Source organism: Clostridium tunisiense TJ, assembly GCF_000300195.1.
GTDB classification, from domain to species: Bacteria; Bacillota; Clostridia; order Clostridiales; family Clostridiaceae; genus Clostridium_J; species Clostridium_J tunisiense.
On sequence record NZ_AMQH01000002.1, the window covers coordinates 73,925 to 97,007 of the forward strand.

The 23,083-nt window shown below is 31.6% G+C and carries 20 protein-coding genes; 4 read left to right on the top strand and 16 right to left on the bottom strand.

Going from position 1 to position 23,083, the window contains the following annotated elements; translation table 11 throughout:
- Positions 1-9: 9 nt before the first annotated feature.
- From dsdA to C661_RS0100470, 3 genes are all read right to left on the bottom strand, one after another.
- Positions 10-1,386 carry a D-serine ammonia-lyase gene (gene dsdA, locus C661_RS0100460; protein ID WP_017413324.1) on the bottom strand — a complete coding sequence of 459 codons (1,377 nt, stop codon included), beginning with the start codon at positions 1,384-1,386 and terminating at the stop codon, positions 10-12.
- A gap of 249 nt (positions 1,387-1,635) precedes the next feature.
- Positions 1,636-3,099 carry an MFS transporter gene (locus C661_RS0100465; RefSeq protein ID WP_017413325.1) on the bottom strand — a complete coding sequence of 488 codons (1,464 nt, stop codon included), beginning with the start codon at positions 3,097-3,099 and terminating at the stop codon, positions 1,636-1,638.
- Positions 3,100-3,301: 202 nt separating this feature from the next.
- On the bottom strand, positions 3,302-3,733 hold the full coding sequence (locus tag C661_RS0100470) for a MarR family winged helix-turn-helix transcriptional regulator (protein ID WP_017413326.1): 432 nt from the start codon (positions 3,731-3,733) through the stop codon (positions 3,302-3,304).
- A gap of 335 nt (positions 3,734-4,068) precedes the next feature.
- On the opposite strand from C661_RS0100470, the gene C661_RS0100475 reads away from it, so the two are divergent.
- Entirely contained in the window at positions 4,069-4,260 is a 192-nt protein-coding gene (locus tag C661_RS0100475) for a hypothetical protein (protein ID WP_017413327.1), read from the top strand.
- 184 nt (positions 4,261-4,444) lie between these two features.
- Here the strand turns inward: C661_RS0100475 and C661_RS0100480 are convergent, their stop codons facing one another.
- The 5 genes from C661_RS0100480 to C661_RS0100500 all read right to left on the bottom strand — a co-directional run bounded on the left by C661_RS0100480 (position 4,445) and on the right by C661_RS0100500 (position 11,235).
- Positions 4,445-4,969, bottom strand: coding sequence for a DsrE/DsrF/DrsH-like family protein (locus tag C661_RS0100480; protein WP_017413328.1), 525 nt, complete (start codon positions 4,967-4,969; stop codon positions 4,445-4,447).
- Positions 4,970-5,178: 209 nt separating this feature from the next.
- The gene (locus C661_RS0100485; protein WP_017413329.1) at positions 5,179-5,985 is read right to left on the bottom strand and encodes a DUF368 domain-containing protein; all 807 of its coding nucleotides are present in this window, start codon (positions 5,983-5,985) and stop codon (positions 5,179-5,181) included.
- Between the two features lie 304 nt (positions 5,986-6,289).
- A complete protein-coding gene (locus C661_RS0100490; protein ID WP_017413330.1) occupies positions 6,290-9,424 on the bottom strand; it encodes an AAA family ATPase in 3,135 nt (1,044 codons plus the stop codon).
- The gene (locus tag C661_RS0100495; RefSeq protein WP_017413331.1) at positions 9,424-10,602 is read right to left on the bottom strand and encodes an exonuclease SbcCD subunit D; all 1,179 of its coding nucleotides are present in this window, start codon (positions 10,600-10,602) and stop codon (positions 9,424-9,426) included. Before C661_RS0100495 ends, C661_RS0100490 begins: the two co-directional genes overlap by 1 nt.
- A 399-nt stretch (positions 10,603-11,001) precedes the next feature.
- The gene (locus C661_RS0100500; protein ID WP_017413332.1) at positions 11,002-11,235 is read right to left on the bottom strand and encodes a TIGR04540 family protein; all 234 of its coding nucleotides are present in this window, start codon (positions 11,233-11,235) and stop codon (positions 11,002-11,004) included.
- A gap of 219 nt (positions 11,236-11,454) precedes the next feature.
- Between C661_RS0100500 and C661_RS20990 the strand changes: the two genes are divergently transcribed.
- Together C661_RS20990 and C661_RS0100510 are read left to right on the top strand one after the other, a co-directional pair.
- Positions 11,455-12,693: a Y-family DNA polymerase gene (locus C661_RS20990; protein ID WP_017413333.1), complete on the top strand. Its 1,239-nt coding sequence runs from the start codon at positions 11,455-11,457 to the stop codon at positions 12,691-12,693.
- 14 nt (positions 12,694-12,707) lie between these two features.
- The gene (locus C661_RS0100510; RefSeq protein ID WP_017413334.1) at positions 12,708-12,971 is read left to right on the top strand and encodes a hypothetical protein; all 264 of its coding nucleotides are present in this window, start codon (positions 12,708-12,710) and stop codon (positions 12,969-12,971) included.
- Between the two features lie 89 nt (positions 12,972-13,060).
- On the opposite strand, the gene C661_RS0100520 is transcribed toward C661_RS0100510, so the two are convergent.
- From C661_RS0100520 to C661_RS0100545, 6 genes are all read right to left on the bottom strand, one after another.
- Complete coding sequence (locus C661_RS0100520) at positions 13,061-14,158, bottom strand: XdhC/CoxI family protein (protein WP_017413335.1); 1,098 nt, start codon at positions 14,156-14,158, stop codon at positions 13,061-13,063.
- A gap of 345 nt (positions 14,159-14,503) precedes the next feature.
- Positions 14,504-15,094, bottom strand: a complete 591-nt coding sequence (gene clpP / locus C661_RS0100525) for an ATP-dependent Clp endopeptidase proteolytic subunit ClpP (protein ID WP_017413336.1) — start codon at positions 15,092-15,094, stop codon at positions 14,504-14,506.
- A gap of 28 nt (positions 15,095-15,122) precedes the next feature.
- Positions 15,123-15,533, bottom strand: coding sequence for a helix-turn-helix transcriptional regulator (locus tag C661_RS20995; RefSeq protein WP_017413337.1), 411 nt, complete (start codon positions 15,531-15,533; stop codon positions 15,123-15,125).
- A gap of 112 nt (positions 15,534-15,645) precedes the next feature.
- A complete protein-coding gene (locus C661_RS0100535) occupies positions 15,646-15,849 on the bottom strand; it encodes a hypothetical protein (protein ID WP_017413338.1) in 204 nt (67 codons plus the stop codon).
- 311 nt (positions 15,850-16,160) lie between these two features.
- A complete protein-coding gene (locus C661_RS0100540) occupies positions 16,161-17,546 on the bottom strand; it encodes a L,D-transpeptidase family protein (RefSeq protein WP_026050883.1) in 1,386 nt (461 codons plus the stop codon).
- Positions 17,547-18,864: 1,318 nt separating this feature from the next.
- The gene (locus C661_RS0100545; protein WP_017413340.1) at positions 18,865-19,797 is read right to left on the bottom strand and encodes a helix-turn-helix transcriptional regulator; all 933 of its coding nucleotides are present in this window, start codon (positions 19,795-19,797) and stop codon (positions 18,865-18,867) included.
- A 136-nt stretch (positions 19,798-19,933) separates the two neighbouring features.
- Between C661_RS0100545 and C661_RS0100550 the strand changes: the two genes are divergently transcribed.
- A complete protein-coding gene (locus C661_RS0100550) occupies positions 19,934-20,362 on the top strand; it encodes a pyridoxamine 5'-phosphate oxidase family protein (RefSeq protein WP_017413341.1) in 429 nt (142 codons plus the stop codon).
- Positions 20,363-20,593: 231 nt separating this feature from the next.
- Here the strand turns inward: C661_RS0100550 and C661_RS0100555 are convergent, their stop codons facing one another.
- Positions 20,594-21,385: a UPF0489 family protein gene (locus C661_RS0100555; protein ID WP_017413342.1), complete on the bottom strand. Its 792-nt coding sequence runs from the start codon at positions 21,383-21,385 to the stop codon at positions 20,594-20,596.
- Positions 21,386-21,505: 120 nt separating this feature from the next.
- Positions 21,506-22,705, bottom strand: coding sequence for a 4Fe-4S binding protein (locus C661_RS0100560; RefSeq protein WP_017413343.1), 1,200 nt, complete (start codon positions 22,703-22,705; stop codon positions 21,506-21,508).
- Positions 22,706-23,083: the final 378 nt, after the last annotated feature.

Genomic DNA, 23,083 nt, shown 5'->3' on the forward strand with positions numbered 1-23,083 from the left:
CATATTTTCTTATTTTATCTGTTCTTCATTTAATAATTCCTTACCTACCCCATAATACTTCATCATTTCATTCTTAGGAACCATACTTCCCCCTGTAGCCCAAGCTATATGAGTGGAGTTTTCCATTTTGCTTTCTAAATTATTATTTCTAATATAAGCGGCTCCTTCTTGGCTTTTAAATAACTTAACTATCCCAGGCATACCTGCTAAGGCTGAAGGTTCAAGGTAAATCCTCTCTGTATCTGCAAGTGTGCTTAATAATTTATAAAGCTGTTTATCTTCTACAGTATAAATCCCACTTAAAAGTTCTTCCATGACCTTCCCTATAAATCCTGAAGCTCTTCCTACCGCAAGTCCATCTGCAATAGTTACATTATCTATACCAAAGTCTTGTACAGAAACTTTATTATGCTCTCCTGTACTCATTCCCACAAGCATACAGGGTGAATGAGTGGGTTCTGCAAAAAAGCAATGAACATTATTTTGAAATATAAGTTTAAGTCCAAAGGCAACTCCACCAGGACCTCCCCCCACACCACATGGAAGATATACAAATAAAGGATGACTATCATCTACTAATACCTTCATTTCCTCTAATTGATTTTTAAGTCTTAGAGCTGCTACAGCATAACCTAAAAATAAATCCTTAGAATTTTCATCATCTATAAAATAGCTACTTACATCCATTTCTGATAACTTTCTTCCCTCTTCTACAGCCTTACTGTAATCAGATTCATACTCTACTACTGTTACACCTTTGCTTCTTAAAAGATCTTTTTTCCACTGTTTTGCATCTGCAGACATATGCACTGTAACCTTAAAGCCTAATTTTGCACTGATAATTCCAATACTAAGCCCTAAGTTTCCTGTAGAACCCACTGCTATTGAATAATCAGAAAAAAATCTCCTGAATTGGTCACTGGAAATTATTGTGTAGTCATCTTCTTCCTTTAATATTCCTTCTTTTATCGCTAAACTCTCAGCATGTTTTAAGACTTCATAAATTCCGCCTCTAGCCTTAATTGAACCTGAGATAGGAAGGTGACTATCACACTTTAGCAATAAAGCCCCCAATAATTGCACATGATGCAGCTTTTCTATTCTATGTTTCATTTCTCTAACTTTTAGAATTGGCGATTCAATAATTCCCTTTGTGCTTTCTGTTTCAGGAAACACCTTAGCAATAAAAGGTGCAAACCTCTTTAATCTAGCCTCTGCATCCTTTACCTCTTCTTCAGTTATATTTATATTTTTCATAGCCTCGCTAAAACTCTTATGCCCTGGATTTAGCCAAAGTACTTCTTTAGTATCCATAACTTCTTTTAATATAGGATATTCCTCTATCCATTGTAGTTTTGATTTCCCCATAATTAAATTATTTACCATTTACACATCCCCTTAATATAAAATACATCAATAACTCTTCTCTCCTATAATTATATAACTATATCTACATCGTAAAAACCTTAAAGCATAAATTAAGTACTAGATTTGTCAATATTCTTTAATAGATAATAGCTTACTATAATACTTCCATGAAGTTTATCTTTTCACTTTCATCAACAATTTAAAAAGAAAATCCCTACTAAATTGCATTAGTAAGGATTTTATATACTTATCAACTTCTATAAATATCTAACTTGCTATATCTTTTGTAAAACTTTCAGCTGATAACTTTTTTTTATTTTTACTTCCATATAATCTTACTGCCGTTAATACAGCTCCTAGTGCACATATACTTGCTGCCGTAATATACACATAGGTCATTCCAAAAACAAATATATCCTCTCTTCCTGAAACATAGCTAAAAACTGGATATCCAATCTTGTAACTCATACGATTATATAAAATACTTGTGGATAAGGACACTCCTATAACCATACCTAAGTTTCTTATTAAAGCATTAACGCTTCCTGCTATACCAAGCTTGTGCTTTGGCACTGTTGACATAACCAAGGAGTTGTTTGGAGATTGAAATAACCCATTACCTATAGACATGATAGCCACAAAGCCTATCATAACCCAAGGACTTGAATACTGATTTAAAGTAGACATAAGGAATAATCCTGTACTTGTAAAAACAAGTCCTAAGAAGGTTAATAATTCTGATCCTATCTTATCTGATAAATATCCACTTATAGGTGCCACTATAGACAAGATTAATGGATACACCATCATAAATAACCCCGTAATTTCTGGTGGTAACTTCAATACATTCTGCAAATAAAAAGGTTGCATTATATTAGAAGCTCCAATGGCTATAAAGGATGTAAAGGCACAGAATATACTAAGAGAAAATAATGGATTATGAAAGATTTTAAGGTCTAATAAAGGTACTTGAAGTTTTCTCTCTACAATAATAAATAATGCAAAGGAGAAAATCGATATAATAAAGCCTAATAAAATAACAGGACTTGTGTATCCAAGATGTTGTCCAAAGGTTAAAGAACAAATTAAAGCTATTACTGTAATATTAAATAATGCTGCTCCCTTTAAGTCAAAGCTTTCCACTTTTGATGAAACATCCTTAGGAAAGTTCTTCGTTGCCCAAAAGAAAGTAAACACACCTATTGGAAGATTTATAAGGAAAATATATTTCCAGCTTACTAAGGATATAATAAAGCCTCCAAGTGGTGGGCCCACCATAGTTCCTAAGGCTACAAAGGTTCCTGAAACCCCTAAAGCCCTTCCTCTTTCATTAGTAGGAAACACATGAGTAATTATTCCTTGACTAGTAGACATAGTTGCTGCCGCACCAATAGCTTGTACAATTCTAGCTATAACTAATACTCCTAAGGAGTTTGTGATTCCACACAATAAGGACCCTATAGTGAACAAAATAATACCAAACTTAAATATAGTAGTTTTCCCTTTGATATCCCCTAATCTTCCAAAAATTAAAATGGTAGAAGATATCACTATTAAATAGCTTGTAACCACCCACTCTATGGAAGCCATGGTTACTCCAAGCTTATTTGCCATCACTGGTAAAGCTACATTTACAATACTGCTATCTAAGCAAGACATAAAGGTCATCAAAACTACATTAAATAAAATAATCCACCTATTTTTAATTAAGCTTTCACTTGAATTGCTCATAAATTAATCTCCTTCTTCTGTTTTTTCCTTATGTTTCTTTGTCTTAGGCATCTTCAAAAAAATAAATAAGTCAGTATGTTAGTCTATTTTGTGTTATACTACGTCAACAGAACCCTTAGATAGCACTACTATCTAAGGAACCTATTTCCTTGTCTGCACAAGCTTGCTTGTGAACTCAAAATATCCTTCACATCTTTGACTATTATTTATTTTCAGATGCCCTACTCAAAACTTTGCTTAACATTTCTTCAAGTAATGCCTCCTCATCTTTTGAAAGGTCCTTAGTTATTATTTTAATCCATTGCTGAATTTCTTTTTTTATTTCAGGAACTATAGCTCTTCCCTTTTCAGTAAGATAAAGCTTGTAGGCCCGTGAATCCTTCTCATCTTCCTTCTTTTCTATATACTCAAGGTCTATTAACTTTTTTATAGACCTTGCTGACATTGCCTTGTCTACATTAAGCTCTCTGCTAATTTCATTTTGATTTATTCCTTCTTTTCTATAAAGTACAAGGAGAAAAGGATAAGTTCCACTGGTTAAATTCAATTTTACCATTGCCTCATCTGTATAACTCTGTGTAATTCTAGAAATAGTATTTACAAATTTAATTAAGGCTCTATTTTCCTCTGACATACCTTCACCTCTAAAAATTCAACATAATTTTTTAACTTTCACTATATCTTTACAGTTTTCAAAATTGTAGGTAATCCCACTATAAATGTAGTTAACTATCCATTGAAAATTACTAATCATAATCTTAATTTCTAAAACCTTTACCTCATTCAATTACTAAAACATGAAATACTATACTTAAATTCCTATAATAAAAATACAACAATATAGTTGATTAGTCAACTATATTTATACATATAATACTTCTAAAGAGGAGAAAATAATTAAGCATTAGTGTATTAGCTTATGTTAAAACAATAGATGAAAAAATTAAAATAAAGAAAGGAGTGCTATAAATGGATAATAAAAATATGAAGGATTATGTTAAGTTTAATGAAACTAAAAGTGATCCTCAACTCCCTTTAGAACTAAGTTCAAAAATGAACTGGGGAAAGGATAAAAATCCTCTTAATACATCTAAATCTAATAGTGATGTAGAAGAAGAAATAGATTTATCCTATAAAAATGGTAGTGGCTTAGAAACTTAGATTTTTTCTAGATTTCTGTTTTTTTAAGAAAGTATAGCTTACCTTCAACATATATAAAATTCTTTTTAGCATTTTAAAGCTTTTAGAAATAATTAAAATTCTATGTAGGAAAACTTTAAAAATCACTATGCTCTATATTTTCTTAGAGCATAGTGATTTTATTAATTTACAGTCCATAACCGGTCTATATAAATAACTGCATATCAGAATTTAGAGCATCCTTTAAATACTCCTTTGCATCCACAATTTCTAGTTCCGGAATCATTTCCTCTTCTTTAAAACCCATTACTTCTACGGACATCTTACATCCATAGAATTTCACACCTTTTTTTCTTGCTCCATTTAAAAAATCTATTAAATGAGGTGCCTTATCCTGATCCATCATTTTTAATAGCATTTCTTTTCCAACTCCAGCAAAATTCATCTTAGATAATGGTAGCTCCTCTGGTCCTTTGGGTGTCATCATTGAAAACATCTTCTCATATAAAGTTTTATCCTCGGAGGACAACTTTTCTGGATCCCTTAAAAGCATTAACCCCCAAAAGGCAAAAAACATTGTTACTTCAGCACCTAATTCTCTAGCTGAATTTGCCATTATTAATGCTGCTAGTGCTTTATCATATTCTCCACTAAAAAGAACCATATTTACTTTCTTATTAGAAAACTCCTTCTCCTCATTACTTGTAAGCATGTTATCAGTATTGTTCATGAATACAACTCCTTTGTATAAAATTAAAATAACTAAAGTTTATTAATGCTATAGCTTTCAGAGTAAAGACCTTGCATACATGGTTATTTTAAGTATTTACTAGATTTTTAATACAAAAGTTTAATAACTTTAGTTAAGAAAATAAAAAGTGATAGATTACTGCATAAACAATAATCCATCACTTTTTTCATTTTATAAATTTCATTTAACTAACCTAACTCTTTTTTACTTATCCATCTAATTAATAAAAATCCCACTATCAACGCTAAAATTGCTGGAACTACATTAAATCCTGCTGGTATTTTTAGAAATACCGGAATTAGTGATCCAAGTACAAAACCTAATATCAACATATAAGTTTTTCTTGGTTGTTTTTTTAGTAGGTTTTCTATAGTTCTAGCCGTTCCTAAAGTTCCTAGAACTATTCCTAGTCCTATTGGAATTAAAAAGGCTATATTCCTATCATTAACAGCACCTAAGAAAACACCATATAATCCCAAAGCAAGCATCATAAAAGATGCACTTATTCCTGGAAGAATTAACGCAATAGCTATAATTATACCTATAACAAAAAGAAATATAATGCTCATAAATCCTTTTTGTGTAGCTAATGCCGTTGTCTGAGTAGGTTCATTAGACATAATAAGTACAATTACAAATCCAATTATCAAAAATAATATATCCTTAATATCCCGTTTACCTTCTGTGGACTTTTTGTATAGCACTGGAACTCCACCAAAAATAACTCCAATAAAAAAGAATCCCATTATTGCTGGATATTTATTTAAAGCATTTTCTAATAGTTTACTGAATAGTACTATTCCTAGTAGTCCGCCTAGACCTACTTGCATTAAAAATAAAGTATTTCCCTTCCAATCTTCGAAAAAGGAACTGATAGAATGTATTAAATCATCGTAAATTCCTAGGATTACAGCCATGGTTCCTCCACTTACACCAGGAACTAAGGTAGCAATTCCTACAACTATACCCTTAAAAAAGTTAACAAACTTCTCCATTGTATCCTCCTATATTTTCATTTATAAATTTACCTATTTATAGTCATAAGTAAAATTATAACTTCTAAAGGTAACTTTGTAAAATAAGTTTTTCTTAAGATTTTATTACTAAGGCATCTGAAAATAAATAACAAGTCAAAGATGTGAAAGCTATTTTGTGTTCACAAGCAAGCTTGTGTTCACAAGCAAGCTTGTGCCGACAAGGAAACAGGTTCCGCAGATAGTGGAGCTATCAAAGGGTTCTGTTGACGCAGTATAGCACAAAATAGACGAGCAGATTGACTTATTTATTTTTTGAAGATGCCTAAACTCTAAATTCTGCCTTACTTCCCTTATTTGTTGAGCTTACCTCTAGTCTAGCACCAATTCTTTCCTTTAATTCAGCTACGTGAGAAATAACTCCAACTAACCTGCCGTCATTTTGCAGCTCCATTAAACACTCTATTGCATTATCTAGAGATTCTGGATCTAAAGTTCCAAAACCTTCATCTATAAACATAGTATCTAATTGTATGCCTCCTGCATAGCTTTGCACTACATCCGCAAGCCCTAAAGCCATAGATAGAGATGCCTTAAAGCTTTCTCCTCCTGATAGGGTTTTTACGTCTCTAGCTTTTCCTGTATAATTATCAAAAACCTCTAAATCTAAACCTTGACCTTTTCTCTTATCCCCAATATCCTGCTTTCTCAAAAGCTCAAACCTGCCTGAAGTCATCTTAGTAAATCTAAGATTTGCAGCAGCTATTATATCTTCGAAATAAGAAGCTAACACATATCTCTCAAAGCTTACTTTCTTTGGATTGTCCCCATTTATAATGTTAGCTAGGTTCCCTACTATCTTGTATTCTTTCTCATCTTTTTCTATTTCCTTGCTGTAAGCTATGCAATTATCTAATATTAATTGATTATTTTTTATTCTAGAGAAGATTTCCTTGGTCTGATTTTCTAAGGATAGTTTTGCTCTATTCTCTTCATTTAACTTTTCCTTTACTTCTGTTAAATCAGCTTTAGCTAGCCCTTCTGTTTCCTTTATAGCATTTACATATAGGGCTTTTCCTGCTTCTAGCCTAGAGTTAAATTCGTTTATCTCCTTATCTAATCCTTGAAGTTGTTCTTCTGCAACTCTGCTATTAGAGTAATCCTTATACCCTTCAAAGCCTAAAGCTAGAACTTTTTCTTTAAATACTTCTACAGCTTTATTTTTATCACCCTCTACTTTTATAAGCATTTCTCTTGTGGTGTTAAGTCTTCCTTCTTCTTTATCAAGAATACTTTTTGCTTCATTAAAAGCCCTTTCAGAAGCTTCATAAGCAGTTTTAATAAGTTGTAAGTTCTTGTTTAATGCTTTCTCTTCCTCTTCTAATTCTTTTAAGGATCTAACCTGACCCTTAAATTCCTTTAATATGTTTTCTAGATTTTCTTTAGCTCCACTAAGAACCCCTTCTCCCTCTACTAATTCCTTATTTCTCTCTTGAAGTTCTTTTCTTAACTCTACAATACGGTTCTCTAATTTTACCTTTTCCTTTTGTCTTTCTTCTTCCTCTTTCATTATGTTCTTAAGGTTGTTTAGTTTTAACTTTAATTGTTGTCGCATAATGTCATTATCTCTTAATAGTTGTTCTACTACTTTATTTATCTCCATAATATCTTGAGAGGCTTCTTCCATAAAAAGCTCTTTTAAAAGTGGATTTATAGTGTTTTCTCTTAAAGAGCTTAAGCCTGCATTAATATGAGTTAACTCATTTAATTTTTTATCTCTTTCATTTCTAATAACCTCTAAGTTTTCCTTACTACTTTTTACTCCTTCTTCAGTAACTTCACTATGTTTTACCTCAGCTATCTTTGGGTGTTGGGTAGAACCACATACTGGACAAGGCATTCCCTGTTCTAACTGCTTGGCAAGGATTCCTGCTTGGCTTTTCCTTAAAGTATCTTCTAAGAATTCATAGTGTTCTTTTGCAACTTTAAATTTTTCTTCTAGCTTTTTAAAGCCTTCTATTTCTCTACTATGATCCCCCTTTTCCTTAATCCATTGCTTTATTCCATTGGAAAGCTTAAATAATTTTTCACCTTTAGCTATACCTTCCACTAAATTTATGTCTACTAAGGCTTTTTCTTCTTTCGCTTTATTTATATCTTCAATGGCTTTATTTACTTGCTTAAGCTTATTATCATTTTCATTATTTTCCATTTCTATGGCACTTATTCTGTTTCTTATTCCCTTTACCTTTCCTACTAAAGTCTCTACCTTTTTCTTATTATCTTCATAATCTGAAGCCTTAACTTTAAGCCTTTGAATTTCATCTATGCTCTTAATCAAGGAATTTTTCTCTTCTTCTCGCCCTTGCTGCTTTAAAAATTCTTCAGTGGCTTTTTCTAAATCTTTTTTACAAGTTTTCACTTTTTCTTCTAGGCTCTTTAAAGCTATATCTAACCTCTTAAACTCATTTTTCTTTTCTTCATACTTATCTTCATATACCTTTACAGTAATAGCTTTTCTTCCTCTATCTAACTGAGTTTTTTTCTCTTCAAAGTTTTTTACTTGCTCATTAAGCTTATCTAGTTCCTCTTTATACTTTTCTAGATTAATAAACTTCTTATTGGTCTCTTCACCAAGAGCTATATTCTCATTAATTTTAGCTATTGAGTTACTTATTAAAGCTATATTTTCTTCAAGGGTCTTCTCTTCCTTTTTATCCCCTTCTATAAACTCATAAAATTTTGTTATTAACAGTTCTATATTGGGTTTCTCAGCGCTAATAAGCCTATACAGCTCCTCATCCTTATCTTTACAGCTAAAAGCTCTTATCTTATTTAATCTATCTCTTTCTACCTGCTCAACTTTACGCCTTAACTTATTTGCCTCTTCCTTTATTTCCTTTTGAACCCTTTCAAAAATCTCTGTTCCAAAGATTTTTCTAAAGATATCTTCCTTTTCCTCACTTTTTGCATTAAGGAGTTTTTTAAACTCTCCCTGTGGTATCATCACTAACTGTTTAAATTGCTCTGTAGTTATGCCTAAAATATTTTCTATCTCTTTTGTTACTTCCTTAGCTCCTGTTATGGTTTTGTCCTTAGATAATCTAAGTTCTGCTGTAGCTTTACTCTCTGTAAATCCCTCTCCCCTTTGTTTTTGCTTTAAATAGCTTGGAGTTCTCTTTATATAATATTCCCTATTCCTTATAGAAAACCAAAGTTCTACCTCTGTTGGGGTATCTGAATCTGCAAAATCGCTCCTTAAAGACCTTCCATCTCTATCACTACCACTAGGTTCGCCATACAAAGCAAAATTTATAGCATCAAAGATAGTTGTTTTTCCTGCTCCTGTATTTCCTGTGATAACAAACATATTTTTACCCTTAAGATTTCCTTCAAAATCTAACTCTTGCTTTGTAGCATAGGGCCCAAATCCATTAATTATAAGCTTTTGAAGCTTCATTATTCCTCACCAACTTTCTCAGCCTTCTCTATAATTTTTTTCATAACTTCAATACCTTCTAAAGTGCATTCTTCCTCTGTTATGTCCTGATAAAAACTCTGAAAAAGACTTAGTTTAGACCTTTCTCTTATGTTGGTAGCTACTGTTTTGCTATTAGCTGTAGCTTTTATTCTTTCTTCCCTCATCAATTCCATCACGTTAGGATACACACTTCTTAGCTTGGCCATAGGATCTAAAAGCTCCCCTTTATCCGTAAGTATCACCTTTATGTAATCTTCTTTATTTGCTGAATTAACTATGTCTAAATTCATTAAACTCTTAAGTTCCCCTGTGATTATTCTAAAATCTCTTCTTGGTTTAAACTCACGAAAACCTATCTCTACTTCCCCTTTGTCATCTATGCTTACAATAGTTATTCCCTTTTTTTGTTTAACCTCTGAAAAAGAATACTTTAAAAGTGAACCTGCATATCTTATCCTGTCACTACCAACCTTTTGTGGACCATGTAAATGCCCTAGAGCAGTGTAATTAAAAGTGCTAAAGCATTCTGCATTAATAAGGGCAGTCCCTCCAATACTTAAAGGTTTTTCTGATTCACTTTCTTCAAGGGTTACCGCAACTTCATCATTTTTTATATATGTAACATAACCATGGGCAATAGCTACATTTCTTTCATCCCTATTCATTGAATCATTAATTACCCCAACTATCTTTCGCATTGCATCATCATGGCTTTTTATTTCATTATCCTCAAATAAATCTCTAACCACTGCTGGGTCTGCATAAGGAATAGAATAAAAGTTGATAGGCCCATGCTCATCATGAATTGTAACTTTTTCTATATGTTTTTTTAAATTTCCACTAATATATAAACCGCTTTCCTTTAATAATTCACTGGCAAAATCAATTCTTTCATTACTATCATGATTTCCAGCTAAAGCTATAACAGGAGTCTTTAAATCTCTTACAATTTTGCCTAAAATTCTATTTAATAGTTCTATAGCTTGTACTGGTGGTACAGACCGATCATAAAGATCTCCTGCTATTAACACCACCTGGGGTTTTTCCTCCTCAATTGCCTCATAAAGTTGATTTATTATAAACTCTTGGTCTTCTGTCATATAAAATCCATTTACCAACTTACCAATATGCCAATCTCCTGTGTGAAAAATTTTCATAAATTCTTCCTCCCTAATAACTCTAAAAAATCTTTAGCCTGTTAAAAAGACCCTTGTCCCATAAATATATTATATACTTATACTAACCTTAATTAAATAATCAACAAATTCATACATTATAATTATTTGCCAGTTAAGCATCTGAAGATAAATACCAATTCAAAAATGTGAAGGATATTTTGAGTTAGACAAGGAACCTGTTGACGTAGTATAACACAAAATAGCAAGCATACTGACTTATTTATTTTTTCAAGATGATTTATATGAAAATACCCCAGCCTTTTGGCTAGGGTATTTCTATAATTAAATTTGAAAGTTAGCTTAAAATTAGTTACTTCTAAAATTCCAAAACAAAATTAAATGTTTTTAAAGCTATAACTAATATGGATAAACATTAAATTACTCTTGCTCTTTTATTATTTTATTTACTATGTTTACTCTTTCTTCCCCTAATACATTAGCTATTTTTAGTGACATTATATCATCCTTGTATACTCTCTCTTTATTAGCTTCAACAAGTTTTTTTAGTCTTTCTTTAAGTACCTCATATTCCATCACACCATCTAAGTAAGAATCTACTAAATCCTTCATTGCTGTAGCCAATTCTTTTGGGTTTTTATAGGTTAATCTCATGATAAACTCCTTTGTTACAATATTTTCTTAAATATTATGTTGCTTTTTCAACATTATAATACATTATACCTATTTTCTCTTTAGATTTCTATAGATTTTTTTGTAGGAAGATTTTTCTTTACATAAGAACGTAAGTTCGGTAAAATACTATTATTAGTACTTTTATGGGAAGGATTGAGGACAACATGAAAGAATTCAAAGATAGACTTATAATGCATCTTGATTGTAACTCCGCCTATCTTTAGCTGGGAGGCTGTATATAGACTGGAAAATGGCTCTAAGGTTGATCTTAGGAATATTTGCTCTGCTGTTGGAGGTGATGAGGCTTCTCGTCATGGAATTATTTTAGCAAAGAGCGAAATTGCAAAAAAAGCGGGGGTTCAAACTGGTGAAACTTTATTTACAGCAAAACAAAAATGTACCAATGTTGGTGAGAAATTAGTTCTTGTACCGCCTCACTACCATTTATATCTGCAATGTTCAAATGCAATGATTGAACTTCTGAAGGAATATACTCCACTTATCCAAAGATATTCTGTTGATGAATGCTTTCTAGAATTTAAAGGGTTAGATAAAGATTATTCTGATGCAGTAGATTTAGGGTACAAGATTAAAGAAAGAATAAAAAAAGAACTCGGATTTTGTGTAAGTGTTGGCATATCCTCAAATAAACTTTTAGCTAAAACCTGCAGTGAATTTGGAAAAGATTCTGTCCACACCCTTTATCCCTTTGAAATTAAAGAGAAAATGTGGCCACTCCCAATTGGGGATTTGTTTATGGTAGGGAGGAATACTAAAGCAAAATTAATAAATAACTTCGGTATAAATACCATAGGTGATTTGGCTAACTTTGACCTAGGACTTTTGAAATATAAATTAAAAAGCCACGGAGAACTTATTTGGAAATATGCTAATGGCATAGAAGCTTCAGAGGTTAGAAAATCCAACTTTATCGAAATGAAAGGCATGGGAAACTCCACTACTTCTCCTTGGAATATTGAAAATTCTCGAGAAGCTTACCTGTTTATTCTTTCACTTTGCGAAACCCTAGGAATGAGACTGAGAAACTCCCAAAATCTATGTAATTTAGTTTCTCTATCCTTAAAATACTCTGATTTTAGAGGTTGTAGTAAACAAAGGAAATTGACTTCTCCTACTAATGTTACCTCTTCCCTAGCCGAAATTGCCTTTAAGCTTTTCAAAGAGCTTTGGGATGGTATGCCCATAAGGCATATAGGCGTATCCGTATCCCACTTATGCAAAGATGAATGTACTCAATTAACCCTCTTTGATGAGAAAAATACAGAAAAAAAGATAAAGTTAGATAAGACTCTAGATGAAATAAGATATAAGTATGGAAATAAAGCAATAGTAAGATCTTGCTTTTTAGAAAGTGGAATAAAGCCAATGATGGGTGGCGTTGGGGATGATTACCCTGTTATGAGTAGTATTTTGTAATGGAGTGATATTTTATGAAGATTGTATCAAAGCCTATAGAAGTAGTTTGTTGGTTTGAAGAAGATGGCTCACCCCATCCTGTTAGATTTAGGATTAAAAATGATGATGATACCAAATGTACTATAAAGATAAATAAAGTAATGTTTACTGATAAAGAAAAGTTTGCAGGTAATCCTATCCTAGTATTTAACTGTCTATCCCTTGTTAATGATTCGGAAAAATTTCTAGAATTGAAATATGAAATTAATACTTGTAGATGGTATCTTTATAAGATTTAACTTGATCTATTGTGCTAATTTATAATTTTTTATTAATAGGATTACTATTCCATACTCCATGGACATAGTAATCCTTAAAATTAAAAGTGTTATAACCTCTCAATTAAAACCTCCATAATGCCTCCACACACCATACCTTCATCTTCAGCTACCTCTCCTGTCATATCAACTCTTTGAATTTCATATCCCCCATTTCTTATAATATGGTGGGCTGTATTAATTACCTCTCCCTCAGCACATCCCCCTCCAATGCTGCCCGTGGTCCTTCCATCTGGATAAACCAACATTTTAGCCCCTGCTTTTCTCGGTACTGACCCCTTAGTTCCAACTACTGTAACCATAGCTCTTGGTTCACTACACTCTTTTGTTAGTTCTTCAATTATATCCCCATTAAATTCTACTATATTGGGTTTATTGGTCTTAGAAACCCCACTTACTGCCCTGCTCCTTCTTCTATAGCTAATAAGCTGTGCTAAAATAGAAATTGCTATTTCTTCAGGAGTAACTGCATCAATGTCTAGACCAATAGGTGCATTTAATTTATCTAATCTATCTTTTGGGTAACCTTCCCTTAATAGTTCCTCTCTTACAATTTTAATACGCCTTTTTGAGCCTATCATCCCCAAATAAGCTGTATCATAATTAAGGACTTTCTTAACACATTCCATATCATGTCTATGACCTCTAGTTACAATAACCACAAAAGTTGATGAATTAAGTTTAAACTTATTAAAGCACTTATCAAAGCTTTCACAAATTACCCTTTCTGCCTCAGGAAACCGAGGAGCATTAGCAAAAAATGGCCTATCATCTACTACAGTTACTGAAAAACCAACCTTCGAAGCAAACTCTACTAGTGGCTTTGAGATATGTCCTCCACCTAAAACTATTAGCTTTGGCTCTGGAAAGTAAGGTTCAATTAAAGTAACCCCTGATTCCTTTTCATCTATAAATTGAAGTTCTCCAGTTAAGATTACATTATTAGCTTTCTCTAATAATCCTTCATTAAAGTTTAGCTTGTCCTTGTTCCATATATCTAAAGCTTCTTCTGTAAGAAGTGTTTGCGTTCTTTTATAATCATTGGCTCCATCACTAGTACCCCACTTAGTAATCATAACAGCCTTTTTTCCTTCTTCCAGCAGCTGAAGCAGTCCTTCATACTCACCTTTATTTAAGTTTATCCCCATAATGGCCACTCCCCTTCATCCACTTTTTAGCTTTAAAATTAATTGTATCACTCTTGATTACTGTAATATACTTCCATATTATGATTTTATATTATACTTTATTACAAACTTATCCTATATAGGAATGCATCTATCTACTAAAGGTTTAAGCTAATGTAAAATCCCCCTATATAGATTTTAGTAACTATAATTTGAAAGCCAATAATATTAAAACTTTATAAAAAACTAATGAAAATCTCTATATAATAAAAAAGGGGGAATGACCATAATGAATCCATTATGACACATTCCCTTATTTTATTAAGTATTTTTACTAACCATAATAATCTATAATATAGTTATTTATTACTTCTCTCTAGAAAGTATACCATCAATAAGCCCATATTCTTTAGCTTCTGCTGAGCTCATAAAATTATCCCTTTCCATATCCTGTTGTAGCTTTTCTTGTGATTGTCCTGTCTTTTCACTATATATTTCAATAAGTCTTTGCTTTGTTTTAAGCATTCTTTCAGCATATATTTTTATATCCGTTGCCTGACCACTTAAACCACCTGAAATTGATGGCTGATGAATCATAATTTCACTATTAGGTAGTGCAAATCTCTTTCCTTTTGTTCCACCAGCTAACAAGAAGGACCCCATACTGGCAGCCATACCTAAACATATGGTAGATACATCTGGCTTTACATATTGCATAGTATCATAAATTGCCAACCCTGCTGTAATTACCCCTCCTGGGCTATTAATATAAAAGATTATATCCTTGTCACGATCTTCAGCTTCTAAAAATAACATTTGAGCTATAATAATACTAGCTGAAGCATCGTTAACCTGATCACTTAAAACTATAATTCTATCCTTTAACAGCCTTGAATAAATATCGTAAACTCTTTCTCCTCTGCCTGTTTGCTCTATTACTGTAGGTACATAACTCATTATAATCTCTCCCTTTCACAGCTCTAAACTATGCAGCTTTAGAAATAGGATTTACCACTTTTGTAGTAACCATAGGCTTATAATGTATTTCTGCCTTTTTAAATAATAAAACATTAACCTGAGCTTTTCTAAATTCCCTTGGGGAAACCTTAAACATTCTTTTAAATGCCCTTGAAAAAGCCTCTTGAGAGCTAAATTGATATTTTAGTGCTACATCAACTATTTTTTCATCACTTTGAACAAGCTCTTGTGCAGCCTTTGTTAGTCGTCTTTTTCTAACATAGTCCATAACAGTTTCTCCAACTAATTCATGAAAAACCCTATGAAAATGGTACTTAGAAATATATGTTTGACGCGCTAACTCCTCAAGAGAAATTTTTTCATTTAAATTATCTTCAATGTAATCTATAGATTGTTGAATTATTTCATTATACTCCATTATAAACCTCCATTTCATCAAGATGCATAATTTAATTATAATGAGATTAAAATTAAATTTCCTGACATTTTTTGCTCACTTAATTTATACCTAAAGTAATAAAAAAATTCAACTAGGAGGTTTTAGAGGTTTTTATAGATTTATCGTTAAATATTTTGGCCATTAAAAGCTTAGCTCTTGTAAAGAAGAAATTTATTAGGCCATTTTCATATAATGTTATAGCTTCATCTGGATTCCTTCCAATTGCTAAAAAGGTCAAAGTCTTAACCTTCGGAATTATTATAGCTAGGAGAATAAATGCTATTCCCAACTTCATAGTTAATCTTCCTTTCTTAATAAGTTTATGAAATCAAACCTATATGGTATTAAAATCTATATTCATATACTTATTAGACGAAACTTTCCTCTATTTTGTTTCACTAATTTTAAAAATTATAAGATATTTTTTCCGCTTTTTCCGACATTAATTTACCCCTGGGATTTTTCTATCTCTTATTATATTTTTAATCACAAAAATCTGTTCGATTTATAACCCTTACAAGTAGACTTAATCCTTAAAAACATCCTTAGTTTTTAGTGACAACCTCCCCATGAATAACTGCGCAAAATTATCTATATTAAAAGTAATTAATGATAACAAACCACTGGATCTCCTGCCTGAATGTTATTAAATATAGCTTCTGCTACACCATATGGTGAATTTACACATCCATGAGAACCATCATTTTTGTATATATTTCCTCCGAAACTTGATCTCCAGGTTGCATCATGAATACCGATGTCTCCATTAAAGGGCATCCAAAAACTTACTGGTGCTGCATATCCTGGCCCTCTTAAAATAGCATTTTTTTGCTTATATGTTATCTTATAAAGCCCTGCTGGAGTTGAGTGCTTGCTATCTGCGTTTCCTGTAACCACATTTCCATGAGTAATAAGTTTTCCATTTTTATAAAACCACATATGCTGGTTTGTAAGATCAATTTCTACATAAGTATTTCCTATACCATTACCACTATTCTCTTCTTCATTTTGGCTATATATAGGTTTTCTACTTATAGATTTACCTTCTTTTATAATGTTAATTAACTCTTGAGTTTCTTTAGTTCTATTAATGGATACCCCATAATATCCGCCACTAACTTTAACTGTTCGTCCAGAGGTGGTTTTAAAATCCCTTGGCTTACCTAAAGTATCATAGGTATTTCCAAGCTTATTTATATAACTTTTCACCTTTTCTTCGTCAAAGCTAACCTTGAAATTATCATCAATTTTAAGCCAATTATTTATAGTAGCTCCATTTAAAACTTCTTTACCTTCTGTAAAGTTATAAGTAACTGTGACACCTATATATTTATTAAGTGAAGCTTGTGCCTCTATAACTTCTTTAGAATCTGAAGTATATTTTGGGTTTTCATAACAATTAACATCTTCTAAGCTCAACACCTGTTTTTCATCTAAGATTGCACTTACTATTTGCTCATACAATACATCTCTATTAATTTTATTTCCCTTAACTTCCTTTATAATTTCATAGCCCTTATCTGTTCTTTTTAAGCTAGCACTTTTAGGTTCAATTATCTTTGCCTTATCAAAGTAACTTAGTTTGTCCACAGACTCCTTTAAAAGTTTTTCATCAAAAGAAAACATATCAGATATCTGAGAATCTGTCTTATTAAAAATTCCAACAATCCATTTAAATGGATTTTGGCTATCTATTAACTCCTGAACTTTATCCTGTGAATTATATTTTATCCCCATTTCTGAAGCAGAAATTTCTTCTTTACCACCATCTCTTCCTTCTAGTGTTAAAGTATATTTTTCAGTATCCGCTGCCAACTCTTCATTTACCTCCTCTACAGTCTTTCCTGAAACAGCAATGGTATTAATTGTGGTTCCAAAATAGAAATGGTTCATAAAATAAGTTGAAAATCCTAAATATATTAAAAGTAAACTTGCAACTGAAATTACACTCCACTTCATAATTTTCTTTTTTCTAATTAGTCTCTTCTCTATATCATCATTATCATATTTATTTTTATCTTCATCAATTTCATAATTTTCTTCTTTAATATCACTATTTTTTTCAACACTATTATGTTCTTCATGAAAAACACTTCTTTTCTCATAATTAAAAGTTTCATCCCCAACAGTATTCAATTCTTCTATATTTACATCTGCATCTTCATACTCCATATTGTAATCCATTTTTATATCTTCACTATTTTCTTCATTACTGCTATGCTCTTCTTGGAGAACACTTTTCTCCTCAACATTAATTGTTTCATCTCCAGTAGCATTTAACTCTTCTATATTTACATCTATATTTTCACATTCCACATTACAATCTATTTTTATATCATCACTATTTTCTTCATTACTACTATGTTCTTCTTGGAGAACACTTTTCTCCTCAACATTAATTGTTTCATCTCCAGTAGCATTTAACTCTTCTATATTTACATCTTTATCTTCATATTCCATATTACAATCTATTTTTATATCATCACTATTTTCTTCAATAATATTATGTTCTTCTTTAAAAGTATTTTTCTCCTCATGGTCAATAGTTTCATTTCCAATAGAATTGAATTCTTCTGTATTTATATCTTCACATTCCACATTACAATCTATTTCTATATCTTCACTTTCTTCTTCACTGCTACTATGTTCTTCTTGGAGAATATCTTTCTCCTCAGTATTAATAGTTTCGTCTTCAGCAGCATTTACTTCTTCTATATTTATATTTATATCTATATCTTCACATTTCATATTGTAATTTATTTTTATATCTTCACTTTTCTCTTCAATACAAGCTTCTTCCACCTGCATGGTTTCTTCTAATGCATCTATAAGCTTTTCTTCCACCTGCTGGAATTGTTCTCTTTCATTAGTACCCTTTTCTTGTCCAATAACCTTACTCAGTTCCTCATCAATTCTTATTTGTTTATCCATAAACTAAGCCCCCCTGAATTATTACTCCAAACTTAAATTCAACCCTCTATAATATGTATCAACTTTCTTGCCGTTGCTAAAATATATTAAGAAGTAGTCATAATAATTCCTTAAAAATATATAATGTTTCGATTTCTATATAGAACTTGCGCCCTAAGATAGTAATTCTAGCAAAATTTTGTTTTTAGAATATATTAATTGTGGCTAGTTCCTTGACAAATATGGTAGATTTTTTAAAGCTACTATCAACTTTATATTTTCTTCAAATTAAAAATTCAGTAGGGTTTACTAGCCTACTGAATTTTAATTTCTATATTTTATAGGGAATCAAATTTAGAGCTTACCTTATACTCTATCTAAGAAAGTTACCTAGAAGCTTTTAGTAGTTATAAACCTTTAACAAGTTTTTAATTCTACTAATAACCTCCTGTCGCACCTGCATTGGTTCCAAGCATTCACATTTATCCCCAAAGCTAATCAAAAGGTTATATCCAAAATCATCTTCTGTAAATGGAAAGTTAACAATAAATTTATTATCTTCATAAGGTTGGATGTTTTCTTCTCCACAGTGTTCTACCATCTTCTCTCTCAGAGATTCATGGACTATAAGTTTGATGGTTATAATATTTTTTTCTATATAGTCCCATGAACCTAATGATTTTACATGAAATTCTCGGGGAATAAATGTGTCTTCAAGAATTTCAAGTGCTGAAATACGAGATAGTTTAAAAGTACGGAAGTCCTGTCTTAAATCACAGTGCCCTTGTAAATACCAATGCAGCTCTTTTAATACCAACCTATAAGGTTCAACCCTTCGATTGCTTCTTTTACCATTGCCCTTTAAATATTCAAAAGATAATATTTTTTTGTCATTCAATGCTTTTTTAATTTTTTCAAGATTTGGCTGCAGGTCCTTATTTCCTATCCATGGCGTAAGATCAACAGTAATTTGACTTGACTTTAATTCAATATCTCTAATCTGCTCATCTGGAACTAATCCCTTTACCTTTGCAAGTGTATTAATAATTTCATCGTTAGTTATTGCATTGGAGATGCTTCCAAGACCAATTAAAAGTGTTTCGATATCTGAGGTAGTAAAAAGCTTCTTATCAATTTTATATTCCTCCATAATTCCAATACCGCCATTAATCCCTGGATAAGTAATTATGGGTATACCTGCAGAATTTATAGTTTCTATATCTCTATATATAGTTCTGGGACTAACTTCAAACATTTCCGCAAGCTTAGTTGCACTAATTTTTTTACGTTGGAGCAATACCATAATAATGGAGATTAACCTATCTATTTTCAAATTTCATCAATCCTTTTTCTTTTTTACTTATCATATAAATATGACATACTGTTGTCAAGGTTCTATGTTAGAATAAGTTTGTATTAAGCAAGGAGCCTTAGTACTAATGAAATAACTTATAAAAGGAGAATAAAAAATGGAATTAATAAAAGAATTCAACAGAGTTATAGATGAAACTAATAGAATTGCTTTAGCAACTTGTGTAGATAATGTACCTAATGTTAGAGTGGTAAACTTTTGTAATAATCCTGAAAATAAAGGTGTTATCTACTTTTCATCTTTTAGAGGTAATCCAAAGACCTTAGAACTTTCACAAAACAATGTAGTATCCTTTACAACAGTTCCCGTTTCAATTGAAAACAGTGAACATATTAGAGTTCAAAATGCTACAGTTAAAAAAAGTGATTTAACAATCTTTGATTTAAAGGATGAATTTATAAAAAAACTTCCAAGCTATGAAATGCTAATAGCACAGGCAGGGGAAATGTTAGATGTTTATGAGATTAGCTTTAATGAAGCATCTGTAGTTTTAGACCTTGGCAAGGGTGGTAAAATAAATTTATAAAATCCCTTCCTTAATTTAGGTCCCATAAATTCAAGGATTTCTTATAATTAAACTTTAATTACAAAAAAAATAATAGAATGAGAATCCTGATTTAATTAAAGATTCTCATTCTATTATTCATTAGGTAATGAACAAGTTCATTATTTAATGCAACTTTGGAAGCAGCTTTAAACTAAACAAAGATACTTTGTGAACAAACTACGTTTGTTACAACAAAATAATTTACCTAGGCTAATCATCTGCCACCATAGATTTCCTAGCATTTTCTATATGCACTAACAACTTTTCCAAAAGATACTTCTCATTTATGTCATTGTCCTTTTTTTCTAATTCAACATAATCTCCTTCTGTTGCTATAGTAATTATTTCTGCATTATTTATTAAATAGTTAAAAACACCCATAGCTACAGGATTGATAGCTTTTTTAGTGTGGAAACAATCTAAATCAATATCTAAAATAAATTTCTTTTTTATTCTATTCTCCATAAAAAAATCAGGTATAAACTTATTTATCTGATTTAATTTAAACAGTAATTCCTCATCTTCTATTACCTTATCATATACCTGAATTTGACACTCCTCATCATGTGAACTTTTATCACACTTACTGGTGCAACAAGGGTCTATATAGTATATCTTGCTATTGCCATAATCTCTACAAATACCTGCACTGAGAAGACTAAATACAACTGCATCTGATATCATCCCTGTTTGCAAAGAAAAATCTATATGTTCATCATTACAAAGTTTTTCTAATGCGGCACTTATTGAACTTGGTTTATTTATATCTGTGTCTGCTATCAATTCATCACTTAATTTCTTCCACTCTAATCCAGCAACCTTATGGGAATGCCTGCAAAATGCACTACGAGTGTCCATATGGTGGTCAAAAGTTAATAATACTGGCGCAGTTTCATTGTTAGAATCGTATTCTGACCATGGAATTATAACTTCATGATGATTAGCTACAATATAAATTTTCTTTTCTCCTATTACTTTCTCAGTTACTTTATCTGTTTTCAACTATAAGCACTCCTTTAAAAAACACCCCTAAATTTTCATAATATCTAAGATACCATATTCTTAATAAAAGGAAAAGGGTTCTTTAATAAAGGCGTACTCCAGCATTAGCACATATATAAATTATCTTTCTCTTCTTTTTCCATGCTGTCCTTTACCTTCTTTAGGTAGATCATTAACTATAGCCTTAACACTTTTACCACCTGCATTTATTAAAGCATTGGCTACTCCTTCTTTTATACCCATAGAAGAATAAGTCGCTCCAGACACCACCTCTACCTCTGCACTTTGATTTTTTATAATATTAGAAGTTACAGTGCTGTAAGCTCTATTAAACCATTTAGCATCATCATTATTTTTTGTTACCTCTATCTGAGTAATTTGCTGGTTTTTCACAGTTACTTCGACTGTGATCTGTCCTCTAAAGCCTGTACCAGTTCCCTCATAGACTCCATCTGCTATACCTGCTGCATCTCCATAGCCTGCAGCAGCTTCACCAGTTATGGCAGTTATGGCAGTTGAAGCTGGAATTGAATTATCCCCTTCCAACATGGCCATGATAGAATTTGAGTTTACTCCAGTGTACACCACCGACAAGAAAGTCATGGCAGCAAGGGCTAATACTACTTTCTTAGTTATATTCTTACCTGGTATTACACCAACCTTTAAAGTTTTTTTCACAGGACAGGCTGCTACACACTCCATGCAGTTTATACATTGTAAGGATCTCACTTGTCCATGAGACGCTACATCAATATTCATAGGACAAACACCGTTACATTTACTACACCCCACACAAGTTTCTTCATTTCTTATAATAGTTAGGGGTCTTAGAGTACCGAATCCCCCTAACTTTGCCCCTTCAATACAAAAATAATTACAGAAGGGTCTTTCAAACACCATTGATGCAGCAAGGAATATAAAAATCACACTCCACCCTATTATGGTCAGTGCATTGCCTCCTAACAAATTAGTAAAATTCCCACGAGGATCTAAGGTCATAAGGGTAAAAATATAATCTGCACTTACTAGTATTGTGATGAATAATAGGATATATCTCAATGGGACGAAAGTTCTTTTTAGTTTTGTTGGCATTTTATATTTCTTTATTCCTAGCTTATGTCCAAGGGTTGCAAACACGTCCTGCAATGTACCAAAAGGGCAAATCCATCCACAAAATACAGGTCCTAAGATTAAAGTTATCCCCAATAAAATTGAATTTGCTATAGGATAGTTGATAAATAAACCTAAGATAGTGACTAAAATTCCTAAGGCTTGTACAGTATAACGTATATATCTAATGTTTTGTTCTTTTTTCTTCATAATATTTACCTTCAGCTCCTTTCACGTATTATGTAAATCACTTATTGCAGTTATAATTATATTTGATGATTCTTAAATGAAGCTTAAATCCTAAAATCAAATTTATCTCTTGAAGATGCCTTAATCACTTGCAGAGGTTTTTATTGCACTTTATACTATATTAGGTGATGTGTTTTTTGCTTAGATACATAAATAATCATACTTTGATATAATTTATTCTCAGTTACGGAGGCACTATTTAACTATTAGAAGAATAACTGTTTACTACGTAACTCAGATTTGAAAAAATGATTTTTATTAGTATTCATATTTTTGGAGAAACAACTTCTTCCAACAAATTATTTGCTGTTGAAGTTCTTTCTCTCTGGTAAACTCATG

What these genes read in the sequence shown, in the direction of transcription:
- dsdA (WP_017413324.1), bottom strand. Translation starts at nt 1,386, where the DNA reads ATGGTAAATAATTTAATTATGGGGAAATCAAAACTACAATGGATAGAG.
- C661_RS0100465 (WP_017413325.1), bottom strand. Translation starts at nt 3,099, where the DNA reads ATGAGCAATTCAAGTGAAAGCTTAATTAAAAATAGGTGGATTATTTTA.
- C661_RS0100470 (WP_017413326.1), bottom strand. Translation starts at nt 3,733, where the DNA reads ATGTCAGAGGAAAATAGAGCCTTAATTAAATTTGTAAATACTATTTCT.
- C661_RS0100475 (WP_017413327.1), top strand. Translation starts at nt 4,069, where the DNA reads ATGGATAATAAAAATATGAAGGATTATGTTAAGTTTAATGAAACTAAA.
- C661_RS0100480 (WP_017413328.1), bottom strand. Translation starts at nt 4,969, where the DNA reads ATGAACAATACTGATAACATGCTTACAAGTAATGAGGAGAAGGAGTTT.
- C661_RS0100485 (WP_017413329.1), bottom strand. Translation starts at nt 5,985, where the DNA reads ATGGAGAAGTTTGTTAACTTTTTTAAGGGTATAGTTGTAGGAATTGCT.
- C661_RS0100490 (WP_017413330.1), bottom strand. Translation starts at nt 9,424, where the DNA reads ATGAAGCTTCAAAAGCTTATAATTAATGGATTTGGGCCCTATGCTACA.
- C661_RS0100495 (WP_017413331.1), bottom strand. Translation starts at nt 10,602, where the DNA reads ATGAAAATTTTTCACACAGGAGATTGGCATATTGGTAAGTTGGTAAAT.
- C661_RS0100500 (WP_017413332.1), bottom strand. Translation starts at nt 11,235, where the DNA reads ATGAGATTAACCTATAAAAACCCAAAAGAATTGGCTACAGCAATGAAG.
- C661_RS0100510 (WP_017413334.1), top strand. Translation starts at nt 12,708, where the DNA reads ATGAAGATTGTATCAAAGCCTATAGAAGTAGTTTGTTGGTTTGAAGAA.
- C661_RS0100520 (WP_017413335.1), bottom strand. Translation starts at nt 14,158, where the DNA reads ATGGGGATAAACTTAAATAAAGGTGAGTATGAAGGACTGCTTCAGCTG.
- clpP (WP_017413336.1), bottom strand. Translation starts at nt 15,094, where the DNA reads ATGAGTTATGTACCTACAGTAATAGAGCAAACAGGCAGAGGAGAAAGA.
- C661_RS20995 (WP_017413337.1), bottom strand. Translation starts at nt 15,533, where the DNA reads ATGGAGTATAATGAAATAATTCAACAATCTATAGATTACATTGAAGAT.
- C661_RS0100535 (WP_017413338.1), bottom strand. Translation starts at nt 15,849, where the DNA reads ATGAAGTTGGGAATAGCATTTATTCTCCTAGCTATAATAATTCCGAAG.
- C661_RS0100550 (WP_017413341.1), top strand. Translation starts at nt 19,934, where the DNA reads ATGGAATTAATAAAAGAATTCAACAGAGTTATAGATGAAACTAATAGA.
- C661_RS0100560 (WP_017413343.1), bottom strand. Translation starts at nt 22,705, where the DNA reads ATGAAGAAAAAAGAACAAAACATTAGATATATACGTTATACTGTACAA.